The 20,126-nt window shown below is 27.1% G+C and carries 17 protein-coding genes; 11 read left to right on the top strand and 6 right to left on the bottom strand.

All coding sequences use genetic code 11. The features are described from left to right. Positions 1–126 precede the first annotated feature (126 nt). The 4 genes from sppA (at position 127) to Q0F58_RS07085 (ending at position 5,919) form a co-directional block, all read left to right on the top strand. Complete coding sequence (gene sppA, locus Q0F58_RS07100) at positions 127–1,131, top strand: signal peptide peptidase SppA (protein ID WP_294374255.1); 1,005 nt, start codon at positions 127–129, stop codon at positions 1,129–1,131. After that, positions 1,118–1,777, top strand: coding sequence for an RDD family protein (locus Q0F58_RS07095; protein ID WP_294374252.1), 660 nt, complete (start codon positions 1,118–1,120; stop codon positions 1,775–1,777). Before sppA ends, Q0F58_RS07095 begins: the two co-directional genes overlap by 14 nt. 204 nt (positions 1,778–1,981) lie before the next feature. Continuing rightward, the gene (locus Q0F58_RS07090; RefSeq protein WP_294374250.1) at positions 1,982–3,352 is read left to right on the top strand and encodes an MATE family efflux transporter; all 1,371 of its coding nucleotides are present in this window, start codon (positions 1,982–1,984) and stop codon (positions 3,350–3,352) included. A gap of 308 nt (positions 3,353–3,660) precedes the next feature. After that, the gene (locus Q0F58_RS07085) at positions 3,661–5,919 is read left to right on the top strand and encodes a glycogen/starch/alpha-glucan phosphorylase (protein ID WP_294374247.1); all 2,259 of its coding nucleotides are present in this window, start codon (positions 3,661–3,663) and stop codon (positions 5,917–5,919) included. Positions 5,920–6,071: 152 nt separating this feature from the next. Here Q0F58_RS07085 and Q0F58_RS07080 read toward each other — a convergent pair whose 3' ends face one another. Further along, positions 6,072–6,743: an AraC family transcriptional regulator gene (locus Q0F58_RS07080; protein ID WP_294374245.1), complete on the bottom strand. Its 672-nt coding sequence runs from the start codon at positions 6,741–6,743 to the stop codon at positions 6,072–6,074. A 373-nt stretch (positions 6,744–7,116) separates the two neighbouring features. Between Q0F58_RS07080 and Q0F58_RS07075 the strand changes: the two genes are divergently transcribed. From Q0F58_RS07075 to Q0F58_RS07055, 5 genes are all read left to right on the top strand, one after another. After that, positions 7,117–7,884 carry a formate/nitrite transporter family protein gene (locus Q0F58_RS07075; protein ID WP_294374242.1) on the top strand — a complete coding sequence of 256 codons (768 nt, stop codon included), beginning with the start codon at positions 7,117–7,119 and terminating at the stop codon, positions 7,882–7,884. A 275-nt stretch (positions 7,885–8,159) separates the two neighbouring features. Then, a complete protein-coding gene (locus tag Q0F58_RS07070) occupies positions 8,160–8,582 on the top strand; it encodes a hypothetical protein (RefSeq protein ID WP_294374238.1) in 423 nt (140 codons plus the stop codon). A 24-nt stretch (positions 8,583–8,606) separates the two neighbouring features. Next, positions 8,607–9,194, top strand: a complete 588-nt coding sequence (locus Q0F58_RS07065) for a 5-formyltetrahydrofolate cyclo-ligase (RefSeq protein WP_294374235.1) — start codon at positions 8,607–8,609, stop codon at positions 9,192–9,194. A gap of 27 nt (positions 9,195–9,221) precedes the next feature. After that, the gene (locus tag Q0F58_RS07060) at positions 9,222–11,816 is read left to right on the top strand and encodes a hypothetical protein (protein WP_294374233.1); all 2,595 of its coding nucleotides are present in this window, start codon (positions 9,222–9,224) and stop codon (positions 11,814–11,816) included. 108 nt (positions 11,817–11,924) lie between these two features. Then, positions 11,925–13,190, top strand: coding sequence for an O-acetylhomoserine aminocarboxypropyltransferase/cysteine synthase family protein (locus Q0F58_RS07055; protein WP_294374230.1), 1,266 nt, complete (start codon positions 11,925–11,927; stop codon positions 13,188–13,190). 82 nt (positions 13,191–13,272) lie between these two features. Here the strand turns inward: Q0F58_RS07055 and thrS are convergent, their stop codons facing one another. After that, positions 13,273–15,204, bottom strand: a complete 1,932-nt coding sequence (gene thrS / locus Q0F58_RS07050) for a threonine--tRNA ligase (protein WP_294374227.1) — start codon at positions 15,202–15,204, stop codon at positions 13,273–13,275. 445 nt (positions 15,205–15,649) lie between these two features. Continuing rightward, on the bottom strand, positions 15,650–16,057 hold the full coding sequence (locus tag Q0F58_RS07045) for an HNH endonuclease signature motif containing protein (protein WP_294374224.1): 408 nt from the start codon (positions 16,055–16,057) through the stop codon (positions 15,650–15,652). Between the two features lie 469 nt (positions 16,058–16,526). Here Q0F58_RS07045 and Q0F58_RS07040 point away from each other — a divergent pair, with 469 nt between their 5' ends. Continuing rightward, complete coding sequence (locus Q0F58_RS07040) at positions 16,527–17,129, top strand: hypothetical protein (protein ID WP_294374257.1); 603 nt, start codon at positions 16,527–16,529, stop codon at positions 17,127–17,129. Positions 17,130–17,231: 102 nt separating this feature from the next. Here the strand turns inward: Q0F58_RS07040 and ispF are convergent, their stop codons facing one another. Both ispF and Q0F58_RS07030 read right to left on the bottom strand, forming a co-directional pair. Then, positions 17,232–17,699: a 2-C-methyl-D-erythritol 2,4-cyclodiphosphate synthase gene (gene ispF / locus Q0F58_RS07035; protein WP_294374221.1), complete on the bottom strand. Its 468-nt coding sequence runs from the start codon at positions 17,697–17,699 to the stop codon at positions 17,232–17,234. Between the two features lie 104 nt (positions 17,700–17,803). Then, a complete protein-coding gene (locus tag Q0F58_RS07030) occupies positions 17,804–17,974 on the bottom strand; it encodes a hypothetical protein (protein ID WP_294374219.1) in 171 nt (56 codons plus the stop codon). A 139-nt stretch (positions 17,975–18,113) separates the two neighbouring features. On the opposite strand from Q0F58_RS07030, the gene Q0F58_RS07025 reads away from it, so the two are divergent. Continuing rightward, positions 18,114–19,133 carry an anti-sigma factor domain-containing protein gene (locus Q0F58_RS07025; protein ID WP_294374216.1) on the top strand — a complete coding sequence of 340 codons (1,020 nt, stop codon included), beginning with the start codon at positions 18,114–18,116 and terminating at the stop codon, positions 19,131–19,133. 90 nt (positions 19,134–19,223) lie between these two features. Here the strand turns inward: Q0F58_RS07025 and Q0F58_RS07020 are convergent, their stop codons facing one another. Beyond that, on the bottom strand, positions 19,224–20,123 hold the full coding sequence (locus Q0F58_RS07020) for a polysaccharide deacetylase family protein (RefSeq protein ID WP_294374213.1): 900 nt from the start codon (positions 20,121–20,123) through the stop codon (positions 19,224–19,226). Positions 20,124–20,126: the final 3 nt, after the last annotated feature.

The raw sequence follows: 20,126 nt of genomic DNA, 5'->3' as shown, positions 1-20,126 counted from the left end.
AACAACTTAATTTTATATTAAGAAGAAATCTTAAAAAAACCTTATTTATTTCAATCTTAATGATATTTTACCAAAATTTGATTATAATATATAAGAATAAGGTATTATACAATAGGGGGATTTTTAATGAACAAAAAACAGATTATAGGATTGATAGTGGCAGCTGTCGCCTTTATTTGCATAAGCGGAGCCAGTGTACTTATAAATTCATATTCAAAAAGCATTATAGGAAAGGAATCAGAAAAGTCGTTTACAGAAACTGCATTGGCAACAGCTGATGATGTAAGCATCCCAAGCGAAGATTTTATTGGTGTTGTTAAAGTTGATGGTGTTATTCAGAGTACTTCTGGAAGTAATAGCATATTTAATTCAGATGAGGGATATAATCATACAAAAACTTTAAAATATATTGATGAAATGACTGCTTCAAATGACAACAAAGGAATATTGTTATATGTAAATAGTCCTGGAGGTGGAGTTTATGAATCTGATGAACTTTATCTAAAGTTGAAAGAATATAAAGAGATTACAGGAAGACCTGTATGGACTTATATGGCAAGTCAAGCATGTTCAGGAGGATATTATATTTCTATGGCATCTGACAAGATATATGCTAATAGAAATTGCTGGACTGGTTCAATAGGTGTTATTACATCACTTACAAACATGAAAGGGTTGTATGATAAATTAGGAATACAGGAAATTGACATAACAAGTGGACCTAACAAAGCTATGGGTTCAGCTGGTATAGAAATGACAGATGAACATAGGGCAATACTTCAGAGTTTAGTTGACGAAGCTTATGACCAGTTTACAGGAATTGTTTCAGAAGGAAGAGGAATGGATATTCAGACTGTAAAGACTATTGCTGATGGTCGTATATATTCAGCAAAACAGGCTTTAGATCTTGGATTAATTGATAATATTGATACTTATGAAAATATGCAGAGTGATATGCTTCAATCAATAGGAAGTGATGCTGTTATATATACTCCAGAAGCTAAAGAAAATGTATTTGCATCTTTATTTTCAAAGATAGAAGGATTAAAGACTAAATCAGATGCTCAGATAATTTCAGAATATCTAGAAAAACAAGACAATGGAGGTTTAATGTATTATGCAAAACAATAGTGATCAGAAAGTATTGTATGCAGGTTTTTTAGTAAGATTATGGGCATATATTATTGACTGCATTATTGTAGGATGTGCAATGCTTGTAATAAGAATACCTAAGTTTTTTATTTCATTAGCATTTCCAGATTTGTTTCTATTCAGTCCTGTATTATTTAAATTTTCAATAATGGATATTTTGATATATTTATTATCAGCATTTTATTTCGTTTTCATGACATACAATTTTGGCGCAACCTTTGGTAAAATGGCAATGAAGATTAAAGTTCGTAAAGAAAATGAAGAAAAACTTCCGGTTTTTGATGTTATTTATAGAGAAACCATAGGAAGATATTTAAGCGGGTTGGTTTTAGGAATTGGATATATAGTTATTGCGTTAGATAACAAAAATAGAAGCTGGCATGATATGTTATGTGATACAGTCGTAGTATATAATTTCCCAGAGAGTTCTGTTAATTTCTCAAAAAACTATGATAATAGTAAAAGAGAGGAAAGTGTTTTATTAGACAATAACGTTGATGAAAATATACATAATTCTTCAAAGAATTATAGTGAGGAAATTCGTGAAGATTCTTCAGAGAGTGATGATATTACAGATATAAATGAAATTGTTGAAAAAGACAATGATAAGAATGAAAAAATATAGAGAGTGTTATATTAATAGTTAAATACAATAAAAATCAGTATATAATCTATGTAAGATTTATACTGATTTTTATTATTGTTACATAGATAATATTTTTCTAAAAGTATATCAGTTTTATAAATTTAGACAAAAATTAATAATATCAGTATAATTAAATTATGGAATAATATCAAATAAAATAGAAAGAGGTAATAAAAATCAAATATGGAGGAAAGAATCAGCAAAACAAATCAAAAAGAAAATAAAATGGGGACTATGCCAGTTGGAAAATTACTGATGAATATGTCTCTTCCAATTATAATATCTATGATTGTACAAGCTATGTATAACATAATAGATAGTATTTTTGTTGCACAGGTAAATGAAAACGCATTGACAGCAGTTTCTCTTGCATTTCCAATACAAACTCTTATGATAGCAGTAGCAACAGGTACAGGGGTTGGTATGAATGCATTATTGTCAAGAAGTCTTGGAGAAAAAAATATAGATACAGCTAATAAGACAGCTCTTAATGGAATATTTATAATTGCATTGAGTTATATTTTATTTGCTATATTTGGCTTATTTTTTTCTAATTCTTTTTTTAAAACTCAAAGTACAGATATTCAGATAATTCAATATGGAGATCAATATTTATCAATATGTTGTGTTATGGCTATTGGTTTATTTATGCAAATAACATTTGAACGTTTGTTACAAGCAACTGGAAAAACCTTTTACACCATGATTACACAAGGAACTGGAGCTATTATTAATATAATTTTGGATCCAATATTAATATTTGGACTTCTAGGTGCACCTAAATTAGGAATTGCTGGTGCTGCAATAGCAACTGTTACAGGGCAATTTGTTAGTGCTTTATTGGCTATATATTTTAATTTTAAGAAAAATCATGAAATACATATATCTTTTAAAGGGTTCAAACCAGATTTTCATATAATAAAGATAATATACCAGGTTGGTATACCTTCTATTATAATGCAGGCAATTGGATCTGTTATGACATATGGAATGAATAAAATACTTATGGGATTCTCTGGTACAGCTGTATCAGTATTTGGAGTTTATTTTAAGCTTCAAAGCTTTATATTTATGCCTATTTTTGGACTTAATAATGGATTTATACCTATTGTTGCATATAATTATGGAGCTCGTAATAAAAAGCGTATTACAGATGTAACTAAAATAGCAATAGCAATTGCTGTAAGTATAATGTTAGCAGGATTGGCTGTTTTTCAATTGTTTCCTGAAAAATTACTTCTTCTATTTAATGCCTCTGATGATATGGTACAAATGGGAAAGGTAGCATTAAGAACAATAAGTTTGAGTTTCATATTTGCAGGTTTTTGTATTATAGTTGGTTCTGTATTTCAGGCTCTTGGAAATGGTATGTATAGTCTTATAGTATCATTTGCGAGGCAGATAGTAATAATACTTCCAGCAGCATATATATTATCGAAAGTTGTTGGATTAGATGGAGTATGGTTTTCCATACCATTAGCAGAGATTGGGTCAGTTTTATTATCAGTATTTTTCTTTAGACAGATTTATAATGATAAGATTAAAAATCTATAAATAGATTATTTCAATTAATTTAATTAGGAACTGTTGAGTTTAATGACTTTAACAGTTCTATTTTTGTACAGAAAATTATAAGCAAATCTAAATTTTTGAAAACTAAAAAGTTCCTAACGAAATTAATATTTTATCTAAGATAAAATAAAAGTAAAACACATGATTTATATACAAAAAAAATAAAAAATATACAAATGTTTATAAAGATTAATTGGTAAAATAAAAATGAAGTTAAACGCAAGCGTTTTCATAAATAAACATAATAAGCTTTCAGATATAAAATTTAAAAAAGTTAGGAGAGATTTTACATGGTAGAAAAGAATTTAGAACAAATATTAAGTAAAAAATTTAATAAAACAATAAGCACTGCAACAGATGCAGAAGTATATTCAGCTTTATTACAATTAACAAAAGCAGAAGCAAAAGAAAAAGGAACAAATAAAGGCAAAAAGAAATTATATTACATTTCAGCAGAATTTTTAATTGGCAAATTATTATCTAATAATTTAATTAATTTAGGATTATATGATGAAGTAAAAAAGGTATTGGCTAAGAATGGAAAGGATTTAACTGCAATAGAAGAAATGGAATTAGAACCTTCATTAGGTAATGGTGGTCTTGGAAGATTGGCAGCCTGTTTTTTAGATTCAATAGCAACTCTTGGATTAAATGGAGATGGTGTTGGATTAAATTATCACTTTGGATTATTTCAGCAGGTATTTGAAAACAATAAGCAGAAAGCAGTTAAAAATCCATGGTTAACAGATGAGAGCTGGTTAAATAAAACAGATATTAAATTTGAAGTGCCATTTGGAGGTTTTAAAGTTACTTCAACTCTTTATGACATAGATGTAACTGGATATGACAAACCTTGTAATAAATTAAGATTATTTGATATAGATACAGTTGATGAATCAATAGTTAAAGATGGAATTGACTTTGATAAAACTGATATAGAAAAAAATCTTACTTTATTCCTATATCCAGATGATAGTGATGATGCTGGAAGAATTTTAAGAGTTTATCAACAATACTTTATGGTTAGTAATGCAGCTCAATTAATAATACTTGAAGCAGAAGAAAATGGATATGACCTTCATAAATTACATGAACATGTAACAGTTCAAATTAATGATACACATCCATCTATGGTAATTCCTGAATTAATCAGATTATTAGGGCAAAAAGGAATTGCAATGGATGAAGCTATTGAAATAGTTTCAAAAACTTGTGCGTATACTAATCATACAATACTTGCAGAAGCTTTAGAAAAATGGCCTATAGATTATTTAGAAAAGGTAGTTCCACAATTAATGCCAATAATAAGAGAATTGGATAACAAAGTAAAAGCAAAATTTAATGATAAAAAAGTGTATATCATAGATGATGAAAGAAGAGTTCACATGGCACATATGGATATACATTATGGATATAGTGTAAATGGTGTTGCTGCACTTCATACACAAATATTAGAAGATGTTGAATTAAAACCATTCTTTGATATATATCCAGAAAAATTCAACAATAAGACAAATGGAATTACATTTAGAAGATGGTTATTACATTGTAATAATGAACTTGCTGATTTTATAACTGAGCTTATTGGTGATGAGTATAAGAAAAATGCAGAAAAATTAGAAGAACTAAGCAGATTTATTGATGATAAGAAAGTATTAAATAGACTTGATTCAATTAAGAAAGACAATAAGATTGCTTTAAAGAAGTATTTGAAGAAAACTCAGAATTTGGATCTTAATGAAAATTCTATATTTGATATTCAAATAAAGAGACTTCATGAATATAAGAGACAGCAGATGAATGTCTTATATATCATAAATAAGTATTTAGAGATAAAAAGTGGCAAAATTCCTACGACTCCAATTACTATGATATTTGGGGCTAAGGCTGCACCAGCATATGTAATTGCGCAAGATATTATACACACAATACTATGTTTACAGCAAATAATAGATAATGATCCAGAAGTAAATAAATACTTAAATGTATTTATGGTTGAAAATTATAATGTAACTAAAGCATCTAAATTAATTCCTGCTTGTGATGTTTCTGAACAGATATCTCTTGCATCAAAAGAAGCATCAGGTACTGGTAACATGAAATTTATGCTAAATGGGGCATTGACTCTTGGAACTGAAGATGGTGCAAATGTTGAAATACATCAATTAGTAGGTGATGATAATATCTATATTTTTGGTGAATCATCAGAAACAGTTATAAAACATTATGAAAATGCAGATTATGTTGCTAAAGATTTCTATGAAAAAGAAAATATTAAAAAGCTAGTTGATTTCATAACAAGTGATGAAATGCTTAAAGTTGGTGATAAAGAAAGTTTAACTAGACTTCATGATGAGTTAATAAATAAAGACTGGTTTATGACATTGTTGGATATTGAAGATTATATTAAGACTAAAGATAGAGTATTTAAGGATTACGAAGATAGGGATTCTTGGAATAAAAAAGTATTAATAAATATCAGTAAAGCAGGATTCTTTTCATCTGACCGTACTATTGCTCAATATAATGAAGATATATGGCATCTATAGTATAGTAAATTTTAATTATAATAATTAAATAATTTCTTATTAAAAACATGAGATATTGTAAGAAGATAAAAATTATGTTACATATGATATTTGGAATTATAACTGATAGTTATGTGATAAGTATATTTTTCGATGCAATAGTCTCATGTTTTTTATCCAAAATTTTCATTTCTATATTTTGAAGGAGAAACACCTGTAAATTGTTTAAAAACTTTATAAAAGTGACTTTGATCCTGAAATCCAAGTCTTAGGCTTATATCTAATATACTGTCAGTTGTTGTTTTTAGAAGGACTTTAGCTCGTTCAATACGTATTTTTTTGGCATAATTCATTATTGTTATTCCCATATTTTTTTTAAAACAGTCAGATATATATCCTTCAGATAAATTCAATTCATAAGCAAGTTTTTTTAATGAAATTTTACTTTCAATATTGAGATGGAGATGTTTTAAGATTCTGTTTATCACAAAATTATCAGTAACTTCAGTATCATTAATAAGCATATTCAAATAAGTATCGACCATATCTATTTCAATATTTTGAAGTTTCTCAATAGAATTTACAGAAGAAATCTGTTTATAGAATTTATTATATACAGGATGAAGATATTTTGTTGAAATTCCATTTTTAATTATTTCTTTTGAAAATATGGCATTCCATATGTACAAGTCTATTTTTTTTTCATTTATATTTATCTCATCAATTAGTTCATTCTTATGTTTATTTCTTACTATGTTCATAATTTCTGGTTTAGCATGAAGCTCTATTAGGAATGAAATATTGTTACTGAAAATATTATTATCTGATAAAAATGTATCTTCCATAAAAATCACACTCTCTTTTACAATTTATAAATCAGTCAATAAACTATATAATGCCGCAAGATTGAAATTACATTTTAAATTTATGTGACACATATAAAAATATCAAAAGAATCTTAAAAAGATTTTATCCTTAATTACAATATTATATACATATTATATGAGATATATACACATTTTATCAATAATATTTTGATTTTTTTATAAGTATTTCATTTTTTATACATTGATTTTAAATGAATTCATATAGTAAAATAAGGTTTGATTTTTATTATTAAAGAAGAATATAAAAATGCACAAAGGAGAAAAATATTAATAAGATAACGTTCACTTATTAATATAAAAATTACATAAGATAAATTTGGAGGGAAAAATTATGTATAGCAGTGATATTGATGTTATTACTAAGATGGCAGAGAAAAAAGCTAAAAATGCCAATCAAAGGACAGGAAAATATTTAGGAAGAGCAGTAGTTACTGGGTTTTATATAATGGTAGCAATTATTCTTTCGTATACTATGGGGGCTATTCTTTATCCTAAATATCCTGAAGTATCTAAAGTTCTTATAGCAGCAACTTTCTGTTTTGCAATTGCAACAGTTGTATTTTTTAGTGGAGAACTTTTTACAGGAAATAATTTTGTTATGACTGTAGGAATGTTTAAAGGAAAAGTTGATATATCTTCAACATTAAAGGTATGGTTATATAGTTTTATTGGTAATGCAATAGGACTTATGATTTTTGGTTATCTATTTGTTAAAAGTGGTGCATCGTTTAATGCTATTCAGCATTATATAGAAGGTGTTGCATATGCAAAATTAGAGATGCCTGCATATCAAATGCTGTTAAGAGGAATATTATGTAACTTAATAGTATGTTTAGCTTATTTATCAGGAATTAAAATGAAATCAGAAAGTGGTAAACTAATAATGATGTTTTTTTCTGTATTTGCATTTATAATTGCAGGATTTGAGCACAGTATTGCAAATATAGGAATATTTTCTATAGCTTATTTTGCATTAGGAGGATTACCAATGGCATTAGTTCTTAAAAATCTATTGTTTGTAGTTATTGGTAATATAATAGGTGGTGGCCTTATTTTAGGCGGATCAATGGTTTATATAAGTGTTGATGAAGAATATTAGAATTTAAATTTATGCTATGAAAACTTAAAGCAGTTTTCATAGCTTTTTTCTTGTACAGAAAATTATAGGATTTTTAAAAATTCAAATCTAGTAATATCAATGATTAAGGAATATTAAACAGTTAAGATATTATCCATGAAGAGGTCATGGTGAATCTATATTTGTTTGTCTAAATAATTTGAATTAATTTAGACAGTTATCTTATACAATGATAAAATAGAATAAGAAATTTTATTTGCAAATGGAAGATTATGTTACTAAAAGATGGTGAGCAAATGATTAAAATAAAATTAGAAGTTAATAAAAATCGTAAGATAATTTTTAAAGTAAAGATAAATAAAAATGAGATTGAAAATGCATTTTTTAAGAGGGCTATTATGGAAGGTAAAGAGTTAAAAAAGGATTCAATATATGATTACGAAATACCTCTTAGATTTTTTATACCTATATGTGCAAATATGGATAGAGACGAATTAATAATTGATAAAAAGAGTATATTATCATATTTGGAATTTTCTGATTGTTATGATGAAAAATATTATACAGAAGTTTCGGCAAGTGCAAAATATATGAAAAAGTGGAGAGAAGAAGGGTGTCCTGATATATATAAAATAAGTATAAACCCCGAAACTTTTCAGGTTAAAAAAGATATTGCTTTTAAAAAGCCTAGTATGTCTTTAAAACATATAAAAATTTAATAAAAGATAATGGGGAATATTTTTATGGAAGAGTTTTATATTAAAAAGAAAAAAATAAGAAAAGATATTTTAGATATTAGAAATAATATGGGGGCTGATGAGAAAAAGGAAAAAGATAATATTATAAGAACAAATTTTTTAGAAAGCAGTTATTATAAAGAATCAAAAAATATATTTATTTATATTTCATACAATTCTGAAATTGATACAATACATATTATAAACAAGGCATTATGTGATGGGAAAAATATTTTTGTACCTAGAACTATTTTTGAAACAAAATGGATGGATGCTGTACAGATAACTTCTTTAGATAATATGAAAAAAGATAGATATGGAATTCCTGAGCCAGATGATACAGCAGAAAATATTGATCCAGATAAATTGGATATGATAGTTGTTCCAGGAGTTGCATTTGATAGAAATGGTGGGAGAATAGGATATGGAGCTGGATATTATGATAGATATTTTAAAAAAATATCCGATAATAGAAGAAATGATGTAAAAAAAATAGTCCTTGCTTATGAATTCCAAGTTATAGACAAGGTCCCTATGGACGAACAGGATGTAAGGATTGATTGTATTATAACTGAAAATAGAGTTATTAAATAATGTTATTTATGAGGGTGAATTAAAACTATGAAGTATAATGAGAGTAATTTTACTTATCTAAAAGTTACGAGTTTAAACATATATTATTCAGATTTACTTAAGGCAGAATGTGCATGTGAAGATTTTCCAAGGATGACTAAAATAATTGCAAGAAAAGTATTAGAAGCATTTATTAGGAATGTTGGAGTATCATATGGTATTGATTCTGAAACAACTACAGGAGAAATGATAAAAATATTAAGATACAATAAAAATTTTGATCTTCCAGAAGAAGTGTATGATTATATACAAATAGTAAGAGTGAATGGAATCGGAATAACTTTATACAGGAGCAGGGATAAAAGAATAGATAAACATCCTATAGAAATACTTGAGCTTATGCATAGAATTTTCTGTTGGTATCTGAAAAAAAATGAAAAAGAATCTATAAGCAAATTTGTAGATATAAGTTTTAAGGCACCAAAGACTATAGAATATGAAGAAAATGAGTTAAAAAAAATTGATAGGGATATTAGGTTAAAAGATAATCAAATAAACAACTTAAGGGAAAAAATAATTCAGCTTTCACTTGAATCAAAAAGTATAGGTGAGTTAAATAATATAATAATAGCAATAAAAGATGAAAAAGAAGATTTAACAAACTATAGAAATTTTATTATAAGTAAAATAAATTCTCATAGAAAAGCAGTAAATCTTATAAAAAATGACTATGAAAGAGAAATAAAAGAATTTGATTTAGTAAAAGACGAATGTAGTGAAAATCATATACTTCTTTCTAAGAGAGAAAGTATGCTTGTTAGGGCAGAACTTGATAGACAGCAGTTAAAATCAATCATTGATGAATTAGAAGAAGACGATAATATTATTGATGAAAGAGAAGCTTTAGTGGAAAATTTACTGGAATCCATAAGAAAAGGATATGAGAAATCTTTAGATTTAACAAATAAATATCAGGATAATATTGAGACTTTAGTTTTTACATACAATGAAGAGTTAAAAAAAATCTTAAACATAAAAAAGGGAGAGATTGCTACAGAATTAAGCTTTGAAGATAATTTATTTTATAATAAGATAACTGAATATAATAAAGCAGTTGATGATACAAGAAAAAAAGTTACAATGTTTAAGGAAATACTAGATGATAAAATAAAAAAATCAGTAAAGTATAAAGATTTTTATAAGGCATTTTTAAATCTTAGAGGAAATAAATTAAGAATGCTTTATTCTATGGTTACTAATTGGAATAAGAACAATATAAATATATTATCTAAATCGAAGGAATGGATTTTAAATAGGAATAATGAAGATTCGTTTTCAAATATGGTAATTAAAACTATGGAAGAAGTAAAAAATATTTCAGATGATCAGATAAAATTAACTTTATATTATAGAATATTGAGACTTTCAGAAATGTCTATTAAAAATATATGTAATAGAAAAAATTTTATAAAGGCAGTAGACAGTATGGTTCAGAGTGCTTATATTGTACTTGTGGATACTAAGGATTTTAACTATTATTTATCTAAAACTCATTCGATAAAAGTTTATTATTTGAAAAAAGTAATTGAAAAGGTAAAAAGTAGATATAAGAATATTAAAATACATGAAAATGTATTATTTGAAATTTATGATGAAATAATAAAATTGAGTTTGAAAAATGAAATCTACTTTTCTCAGTCGCTAAAAGTAGATATAAATAATGAACATGCATTGAAGAATTCCATAAAAAAACAACCATTTGAATTTCTAACCAGTATAATTGAAGTTGGAGAATCTGCAGATTATAAAGTGGTTTATAAAATAATTTTTGAAATTTTGAAAGAGGCTGCATTAAATAATCATGATTTTATGGGAGAACAGCTGTCATTAGATAAGTTCCTTAGAGGGTCATTTAGAATAATGCTTTTTATTTCAAATGCAGATGGATTAAACAGTAAGTTTTCGGATGAGATCATGCCATTGATTGTAGGAGAAATTCTTATAAGTGATTCCATAGATTTCTTAGAGACTACTGATTTTGAAAGCTATAATAGAATGATAGAAGTATGGAAGAGCAAACAGATTTTTTATAAAGATAAATTTAATGAAAAAGATGACATTGATAATAAATTGGAGGAGTTATTAAAGGAGAGAGCTCATCTTGAAAATAACATAGAAAAATTGAATCAGGAAAAAGAATTATTGCAACAGAATTATGCAAGCTATAAGGATGAATTTAAACATATTGTATTATATTCAGATAAAAGCAAGGTTCTTGAATCATATGAAAGATATAAAGAATGTGAAAATAAGATTCAAGAATCAGCTAATAGTAATTTATCAAGTGAACCCTCAATAATAGAAGCATGGGTTGAACAGGCATCTAAAAAGATAAATGAATCTAATATGAGCCAAGCAGAGACTAAACTTATCGAAGAAGCCAAATCGAGTCCATTTTTTGATAAGGAGTATAAAGTGTTTACTGATATTGAAGATAGAATGACTGAAATTGAGAATGAGCTTCATAATAATAGAAAAATACTTGGACAAACAGAACAATTTATTAGTTCTAAACAGGAAAAACTAAATAAGCTTAATGAATATTTAGAAGTTATTAAAGGAATATATCCTGATATTGAATAATATTTGTAATTTTAAATTAACTAAAGGTAATAATTAGGATATAATTGAAATAGTGTGATTATAATTTTTTACATGTTATATAGTATAGATTAATGGAGGTATATAAAGATGAATATTGAAACTAAGTGTTTACATAAAGGTTATAGGCCGGGAAATGGAGAACCTGTAGCACTTCCTATTTATCAAAGCACTACTTATAGATATGATAATACTGATGCAATTGGTAAGTTATTTGATTTAACAGCAGAAGGACACATGTATTCTCGTATATCAAATCCTACTGTTGGATTTGTAGAAGAAAAGATAGCATCATTGGAAGGTGGTATAGGTGCTTTATGTACTACATCGGGACAAGCGGCATCTCTTATAAGTGTATTGAATATTGCAGGAGCAGGAGATCATATTGTAAGTACAGCAACCATATATGGTGGAACAATAAATCTTTTTGCAGTTACATTAAAACGACTTGGAATAGAGTGTACATTTGTTAATGCAGATGCAGATGAAGAAGAAATACAGAAGGCATTTAAAGCTAATACAAAGGCAGTGTTTGGAGAAACAATTGCTAATCCAGCAATATGTGTATTTGATATTGAAAAGTTTGCGAAAATTGCACATAAAAATAATGTACCACTTATTGTAGATAATACGTTTGCTACACCTGTTTTATGCAGGCCTTTTGAATTTGGAGCAGATATAGTTATTCACTCAACTACAAAGTATATGGATGGGCATGCTGTTCAAATTGGAGGAGTAATTGTAGACAGTGGAAGATTTGACTGGACAAATGGAAAATTTCCTGAATTTACAGAACCAGATGAGTCATATCATGGAGTTATATATACTAAAGATTTTGGAAAAGCAGCATATATAACAAAAGCAAGGGTTCAATTAATGCGAGATTTGGGATGCTATCCGTCAGCACAAGCTGCATTTCTTTTGAATATGGGGTTAGAGACTCTTCCAGTAAGAATAGAAAAACACTGTAGAAATGCTGAAAAGGTAGCTGAATATTTAAATAATCATGAAAAAGTTGAATTTGTTAATTATCCAACACTTAAAGATAATAAGTATCATGATATGGCTGAAAAGTATCTTCCAAATGGATGTAGTGGTGTTATTTCATTTTCAATAAAAGGAACTAGAGAAGATTCCATAAGATTTATGGATAGTTTAAAGTTATGTGAAAATGTTGTTCATGTTGCAGATATCCGTACTTGTGTACTTCATCCAGCAAGTTCTACGCATCGTCAATTGACAGATGAACAATTGGTTGCAGCAGGGATAACTCCAGGTCTTGTTAGATTGTCTGTTGGTCTCGAAAATGTCAATGATATTCTTGATGATATTAAACAGGCATTAGAACAAGTTTAGTAAATTGCTGAAATAATGAATGAAAATATAAAAAAGTGATTATCCCATTTTTAGGATAATCACTTTTTGTAATATATAAAATTTATCTTTCTTTATTAGCTACTTCAGTAACTATTCTATCTATAAATGCATTTAAGTCCATAGCACCTTCATCATCATTTTTTCTGCTTCTTACAGAAACCTGATTATTGGCAGCTTCTTTTTCACCAACAACTAAGATATAAGGAATTCTGTTAAGTCTTGCTTCTCTTATTTTATAACCGATCTTTTCAGCTCTATAGTCACCAGTAGTTCTGATTCCTTTATTCTTTAATGCTTTTACTACAGATTCGGCATAATCACCATATTTATCAGAAAGTGGTAAGACTGCAACTTGAGTTGGACATAACCAAGTTGGGAATGCACCAGCGTATTTTTCTATAAGCATTGCAAGAGTTCTTTCATAACATCCGATTGATGATCTGTGAATTACATAAGGACGTTGTTTTTCACCATTTTGATCAATATAATACATATCAAATCTATCAGCAGCAGCAAAGTCTATCTGTATAGTGAATAGAGTATCTTCTTTACCATGAACATTTTTATATTGTAAATCAAGTTTTGGTCCATAGAATGCAGCTTCATCAGCAGCTTCATAGTAGTTAATTTTTAAATGATCTAGGATTTTTCTCATTGTATCTTCAGTTCTGTTCCATGCTTCAGGATCGTTTATGTATTTTTCAGTGTTATTTGGATCCCATTTAGAGAATCTATAAGTTATACCATCATCTATTCCAAGAGTAGTCATTAGATATTGAATTAATTCAAGAACTCCTTTAAATTCTTCTTCTAATTGGTCTGGTCTAACAATAAGATGACCATCAGATAATGTGAATTGTCTAACTCTTATAAGTCCGTGCATTTCTCCAGACGCTTCTTTTCTAAATTCGGCAGCAGTTTCATTATATCTTATTGGAAGATCTCTATAACTGTGCTGTTCAGCTTTGTATATTTCATATTGGAATGGACATGTCATTGGTCTTAGACAGAATATTTCATCATCTTTTCCTTCTTCTCCTAATACAAACATATCATCTTTATAATGATCCCAGTGTCCAGAAATCTTAAATAAATCATTTTTTGTAAGAGAAGGAGTTTTAGTTAACACATAACCTCTTTTTTCTTCTTCATCTTCAACCCATCTTTGAAGAAGTTGAATGATTTTAGCACCATTAGGCATTATTAATGGAAGACCTTGACCAACAACTTCACTAGTAGTAAAGATTTTTAATTCTCTTCCTAATTTATTATGATCTCTCTTTTTAGCTTCTTCTAAAGCTTCTAAGAAAGCATCAAGTTCAGATTTCTTTAAAAATGCAGTACCATAAATTCTAGTAAGCATCTTGTTCTTTTCATTACCTTTCCAGTAAGCACCAGCACTTCTAGTAAGTTTTACAGCTTTTATATTCTTTAATGACATAACATGAGGACCTGCGCAAAGATCTGTAAAGTCACCCATTTTATAGAAAGAGATAACTTCACCTTCAGGAAGATCATTAATTAACTCAACTTTATAAGGTTCATCTTTCATTAACTCTAAAGCTTTATCCCTTGGAAGTTCAAATCTTTCTATTTCAGGATTTTCTTTTATTATTTTTTTCATTTCAGCTTCTAGTTTTTCTAAGTCAGCAGTAGTGAAAGCTGTATCTATATCAAAATCATAGTAGAATCCATTAGCAATTGAAGGACCAATTGCTAATTTAGTTTCAGGGAATAATCTTTTTACAGCATAAGCCAAAACATGAGATACACTATGTCTTACAGCATCTTTTCCTTCTTGTGAATCAAATGTGCAGATACTTAATTCAGCATCTTCATTAACGATTGTTCTAAGATCACATACTTTTCCATTTATTGTTCCGCAAAATGCATTTCTAGCAAGACCTTCACTAATTGATTTAGCAATGTCAAAAACTGATATACCAGCTTCAAATTCTTTAATAGATCCATCTTTTAAAGTAACTTTTATCATCTTAAATCTCCTCTCAAATTAAGTAAATATAAATTTAAATTTCTTTATTAATTAAATAAAAAACTTCGTCTCTAAACAATATAGAGACGAAGTAGTATCCGTGGTTCCACTCTAATTACCTGAATAAGTTTATATATAAAAATCTAAAAATTAAGCACAAAATTTAGAATATATAATATATTATAAACATATTTTAGAACAGGTCGCTTTAAATTATCGTAACGTGATAATGACGGGTCTTATTAGGACCACTCAGAGGTGGTTTTCAGTCTAAATTTATTTAAAAATACTCGCACCATTGTATTTTCTCTCTGAAAAATAAGGTTTTAGCTTACTGTCCTCATCAACGTGTTATCTTATGATAAATACATTATAATGATTGATTTTTTTTATGTCAATAAGGTTTGATAAAAATAATCTTGATTATACTAAAACAATAAAAATTTTACATGTCCATGTTTTTAATAATATTATCAAGAGTTAGGTTTACAATCATTTCTTCGGTATAGAATTTATTCCCCATTATTTTAAAAATGATATCCGATTTTTTATAACCTTCTTTATATAGTTTAAGATTTTTGGTTATTCTTTTTAGGGTATTATTGGGGATATTCAATATTGAAGCTATTTCTTTAAAATAATAATAGTCTTTTGGAAGCATCTCATAAAGTTTATTTTGAAGATCAAGCTTGTACCTAAAATCAACCTCTTTAGAATGATGAGGACCATATTTGCCACGATGATGATAAGGACATAAATATTTGTAATTTAATTCTATATCAAATCCACCTTCGCTTCTATGCACAATGTGGTGTATATCAGCTGGTGCATTGCATATTTCACATAAAGCCAATTAATAATCCTCCTTAATTCTTTATTATTTCAGCATTTATTTTTTAAATATAATAATATTACATTGCATAAATATTACAAAGATTTCATTATTAAGTGTAAGTTCTCAATTGGACATTGCTAATTGCAATGGACATTAGCAATTAATACTTCTTAATGATGATGTTATTATTATAATTTAATAGTAATAAAATAGCAATTTTTAGACTTTCATTACGATTTTACAGAATAGTTATAAAATAGAAAGATATTGGGCAATATATTTAAAAGATGAACATTAATTCCATTTTATAAGATTAATTAAGTGTGGAAATAAGGTATAATATACCTTATAATAAAGATAAGAAAACATTTTATACTATATTATATTAAAAATTATGTAAGGAAGTGAATAATCAATGAGAGAAAATTATAATTCTTTTGACTATTGGGATAAAGTTACAAGAGAAAATAAAACAATTAGAGGACATATGTTTATGAAAAATACTCCAACAGAAAAGTGTTTGTATTTCCATACTCTAATGTTTAGTAAGAGCAATGGAATCGATAACATATGGGGCTATTTCCCGAATGTAAGAAGTTTGATTGGTTATTTACAATATTCGTTTCTTCAAGAGGCTTTTTACAAATGGATTAATGGAAAAGATACATTGGTAACTAAAATACCTAGTATATCAGTAGAAAAGATAATTGAACAAGGTGAAAAAGCTAAAAAGATAACAAAAGAAATTGCAGACAGTATGAAGAAGGATTACAATTTCCTTTCAAAATTATGGGATATGTCATCTAAAGATGCTGAAAGAGAAATCTTGAAATTTTTAAGACAGTTTAATAAAAAGTGGATGGGAGATAACAGAGAATTTATATATATAAAAATCTTTAAATCTCCAAAGGAACTAGGCGATTTTGTAGTTTCATCAGCAACAATGACTGATACTGAAGATGAATTAGAAGATAAGATAGGAATGAAAACTGATGAATGGATGAATGTTTGTGAAGGAGCATTAGATGATAAATTGAAAGCCGAAAAGTTTAGAGAAATATTGTTAAAGAAATTAACTGAAGTATTTTAAAATAATTAATAGATATTTTATAAGATAATGTAAATAAAAAATCCCTTTGAAAATTCAATGGGATTTTTTATTTGAAATTAATTATAGTGCATACATAAAGATCTAATTTACAGATGCTATACTTTGTGCAGAAATTCCAAGCATTTCTCCAGTAAAGCCAAGGCCTTCTTCAGTTGTGGCTTTTACATTTATCTGATCTATATTAATATCTAATGCATTGGCTATATTTTGTCTCATAAGATCAATATAAGGTCTCATTTTTGGATTTTGAGCAATTATTGTAGCATCAATATTATTTATTGTATATCCTTTTGCTGATATGATTTTTCCTGTTTCTGCAAGTAATTTTATACTTGAAATTCCCTTATATTTTGGATCTGTATCAGGAAAATGTTTTCCAATATCTCCTAAGGCACATGCACCAAGCAGCGAATCCATTATTGCATGAAGAAGTACATCTGCATCTGAATGACCTAAGAGGCCTTTTTCAAATGGAATTTCAACTCCTCCGATTATAAGTTTTCTTCCTTCAACTAATTTATGAACATCATATCCCATTCCAATTCTCAAGTTTATCACCTCATACATTAATATTATTATTAAATATTTTAGCATAATATAATGTATGATATAAAATATTTCAAAAAGTAAATGTTTACATAATGCGTAAATATTTAAATTTTAGTAACTATAGCTTTGTTGTTTTTTCTTACAATAGATATCTCAGGAGTAAGAGAAAGATCTATTTTATTAGTAAATAAATATATAAATTTATTTATTTTAAAATGAATGAAGTTGATTCGACGTTTTTTAATAAAATCTACGTATATAATTTTCTTTTTCATACACAAATCTCCTAAATCATTGATTTAAATTTATATAGTTAGGTATTAAAGTTTATAGATGTCCAAAGTTCTATGATATAATATTATAGTATGATAGACACATGAAAATGATAGTAAAGATTAAAGGGGTGTTGGCTATATGGATGACTTAAGGTTTAAAAAAAATAAATATGTTTTTACTTCTGTACCTGATATTACATTAGTGAGCAGCTCTGCAGATGATAATAGAAGTAAACAGATTTCTTTATTTTTAGAAGAATTGTCCTCATATAATATTATACTTAAAGATTTAGTCAATTATCCATTAAATGAACAAAAGAGAAATTTATCTTTAAATATATCTTATTATATAATGGAGAATTATAAGTTAGATGAAAAAATAAATAGGAAAAAAGAACTGCCAGTAAAGGATGTTTGTAAAGCTGTTCATATTGGAAGAGACACAATAGAGGATTTGAGAGATTATATAGTAGCATATTATTTGATTCTCAGAAATCCAAATTATAAGGCATTACAAGATGTTTTGAAAATTAAAATTAAAGATGAAGAAGATAATATAAGAAATATACCTTTAGATAAAAAAAATAAAATATATAAAGGGATTGTAATAAAATCATTTAAAAAGTCAGCATATATAATAACTGCTATGGGAGAATTTATAAAGATAAAGATTAAAATAAAAGCAAGAATAGGACAATTGTGTGATGGAAAACAATGTACAAGATTAGGTAAATATAAAATTCATATAGCGATTTTAATGTTATTTTTAATAATGATTGGATGTGCAACTATAATAGATTATAGAAAAACTGATAGAATTGTTTTAATTGAAACTACATCAAATATAAAGATGCATGTGAATAAATATGACAAAGTTATTTATGCTTATTCTCCTACAGAAAAAGGAAAAATACTTTTATCGAGTGTTGATTTGGAAAATGAAAAAATTGATGATGCAATTGAGCAGGTATTTGAGTATGCTTTTCAAAATGGAATGATTGACACAAATAAAAAGACCTTAATAACAGTGTCAGGTAAAGGATTAGAGTACGGATCTCTTCCTAAAACTAATAAATTTATTTCAGAAAATAAAGTTCCAATTGTAATAAATAATTCAGGAAATCAACAGAAGATGCCGGAATATATTCCAGAGGAATAAAAAATAATATATACTTTCTAGTTTACCCTATAGAATAGTAGTAATAAAAATAACTATTCTATAGGGTTTAATATTTTTATAATAAAAATTTTATTTTTCTGTGTTTTTTAGAAGGTCTTTAAAAACGTTCATATCATAATAAGAACTTATATAAATTCTATCCAATTCATATAGGCCATCACTTTTATCAGAAAGACCAAGGTTAGTTGTAAAAGCCATCTTATATCCAGCTTCTTTGGCTGCCTTTATGGTATCATCATTGTAATCACCAAAAGGATATGCAAGTGACAATATTGTTTTTCCTGTTATGTTTTCTAAAATTTCTTTAGAATTTTTTAATTCTGATAGTTGTTCATCATAAGTTAAAGTATCTAAATGTAGGTGATTTACAGTATGGCTTTCTATATCAATTCCATAGTCAGACATTTCTTTTATTGCTTCTTTTGAGAGGTAATAAGTACCATCAAGAGAATTGCCTACACAAAATATAGTTGCTTTCATATGAAGTTCTTTTAAAATTGGAAAGGCTTCAGTATAGTTGTTCATATATCCATCATCAAAAGTTATAATTATGCTTTTTTCAGGAATTGGTTGTTTATTTTGTAGATAATCATAAAATTCACTGATTGTTATAGTGGTATATCCTTCGTTATTTATGTAATAAAGCTGCTCCTTTAAAGTTTCAGGAGAAATTGTAATTTCATTATCTACATTTTCATTAACAGAATGGTAATAAAGTATAGGAATACCTATATCTTTAGTTGTTGTTTTAATATTCTCAAATCTGTTTCTATTAGTTATACTTAAATCCATTTTTTGTTCAGAATTATTATATGATAAATCAACATTATCATTTTCTGAAATCGTAGTATCTGTATCAAATGAAAAAAATTTCTCAGTATTATTTTGGATTAGATAAAACCATATCAGAAGTGTTGAGGATAAAAGGAATATAAAAACATATACTAAAATTTTGTTTTTCTTATTCATTTA

This window comes from uncultured Clostridium sp. (genome assembly GCF_934754915.1).
Classification (GTDB): domain Bacteria; phylum Bacillota; class Clostridia; order Clostridiales; family Clostridiaceae; genus Clostridium.
This window is presented reverse-complemented; position numbering and strand designations above follow the sequence as displayed.

Bases quoted from the DNA above. Each gene is read 5' to 3' on its own strand.
- sppA (WP_294374255.1), top strand. From the start codon at position 127: ATGAACAAAAAACAGATTATAGGATTGATAGTGGCAGCTGTCGCCTTT.
- Q0F58_RS07095 (WP_294374252.1), top strand. From the start codon at position 1,118: ATGCAAAACAATAGTGATCAGAAAGTATTGTATGCAGGTTTTTTAGTA.
- Q0F58_RS07090 (WP_294374250.1), top strand. From the start codon at position 1,982: ATGGAGGAAAGAATCAGCAAAACAAATCAAAAAGAAAATAAAATGGGG.
- Q0F58_RS07085 (WP_294374247.1), top strand. From the start codon at position 3,661: ATGGTAGAAAAGAATTTAGAACAAATATTAAGTAAAAAATTTAATAAA.
- Q0F58_RS07080 (WP_294374245.1), bottom strand. From the start codon at position 6,743: ATGGAAGATACATTTTTATCAGATAATAATATTTTCAGTAACAATATT.
- Q0F58_RS07075 (WP_294374242.1), top strand. From the start codon at position 7,117: ATGTATAGCAGTGATATTGATGTTATTACTAAGATGGCAGAGAAAAAA.
- Q0F58_RS07070 (WP_294374238.1), top strand. From the start codon at position 8,160: ATGATTAAAATAAAATTAGAAGTTAATAAAAATCGTAAGATAATTTTT.
- Q0F58_RS07065 (WP_294374235.1), top strand. From the start codon at position 8,607: ATGGAAGAGTTTTATATTAAAAAGAAAAAAATAAGAAAAGATATTTTA.
- Q0F58_RS07060 (WP_294374233.1), top strand. From the start codon at position 9,222: ATGAAGTATAATGAGAGTAATTTTACTTATCTAAAAGTTACGAGTTTA.
- Q0F58_RS07055 (WP_294374230.1), top strand. From the start codon at position 11,925: ATGAATATTGAAACTAAGTGTTTACATAAAGGTTATAGGCCGGGAAAT.
- thrS (WP_294374227.1), bottom strand. From the start codon at position 15,204: ATGATAAAAGTTACTTTAAAAGATGGATCTATTAAAGAATTTGAAGCT.
- Q0F58_RS07040 (WP_294374257.1), top strand. From the start codon at position 16,527: ATGTTTATGAAAAATACTCCAACAGAAAAGTGTTTGTATTTCCATACT.
- Q0F58_RS07030 (WP_294374219.1), bottom strand. From the start codon at position 17,974: ATGAAAAAGAAAATTATATACGTAGATTTTATTAAAAAACGTCGAATC.
- Q0F58_RS07025 (WP_294374216.1), top strand. From the start codon at position 18,114: ATGGATGACTTAAGGTTTAAAAAAAATAAATATGTTTTTACTTCTGTA.
- Q0F58_RS07020 (WP_294374213.1), bottom strand. From the start codon at position 20,123: ATGAATAAGAAAAACAAAATTTTAGTATATGTTTTTATATTCCTTTTA.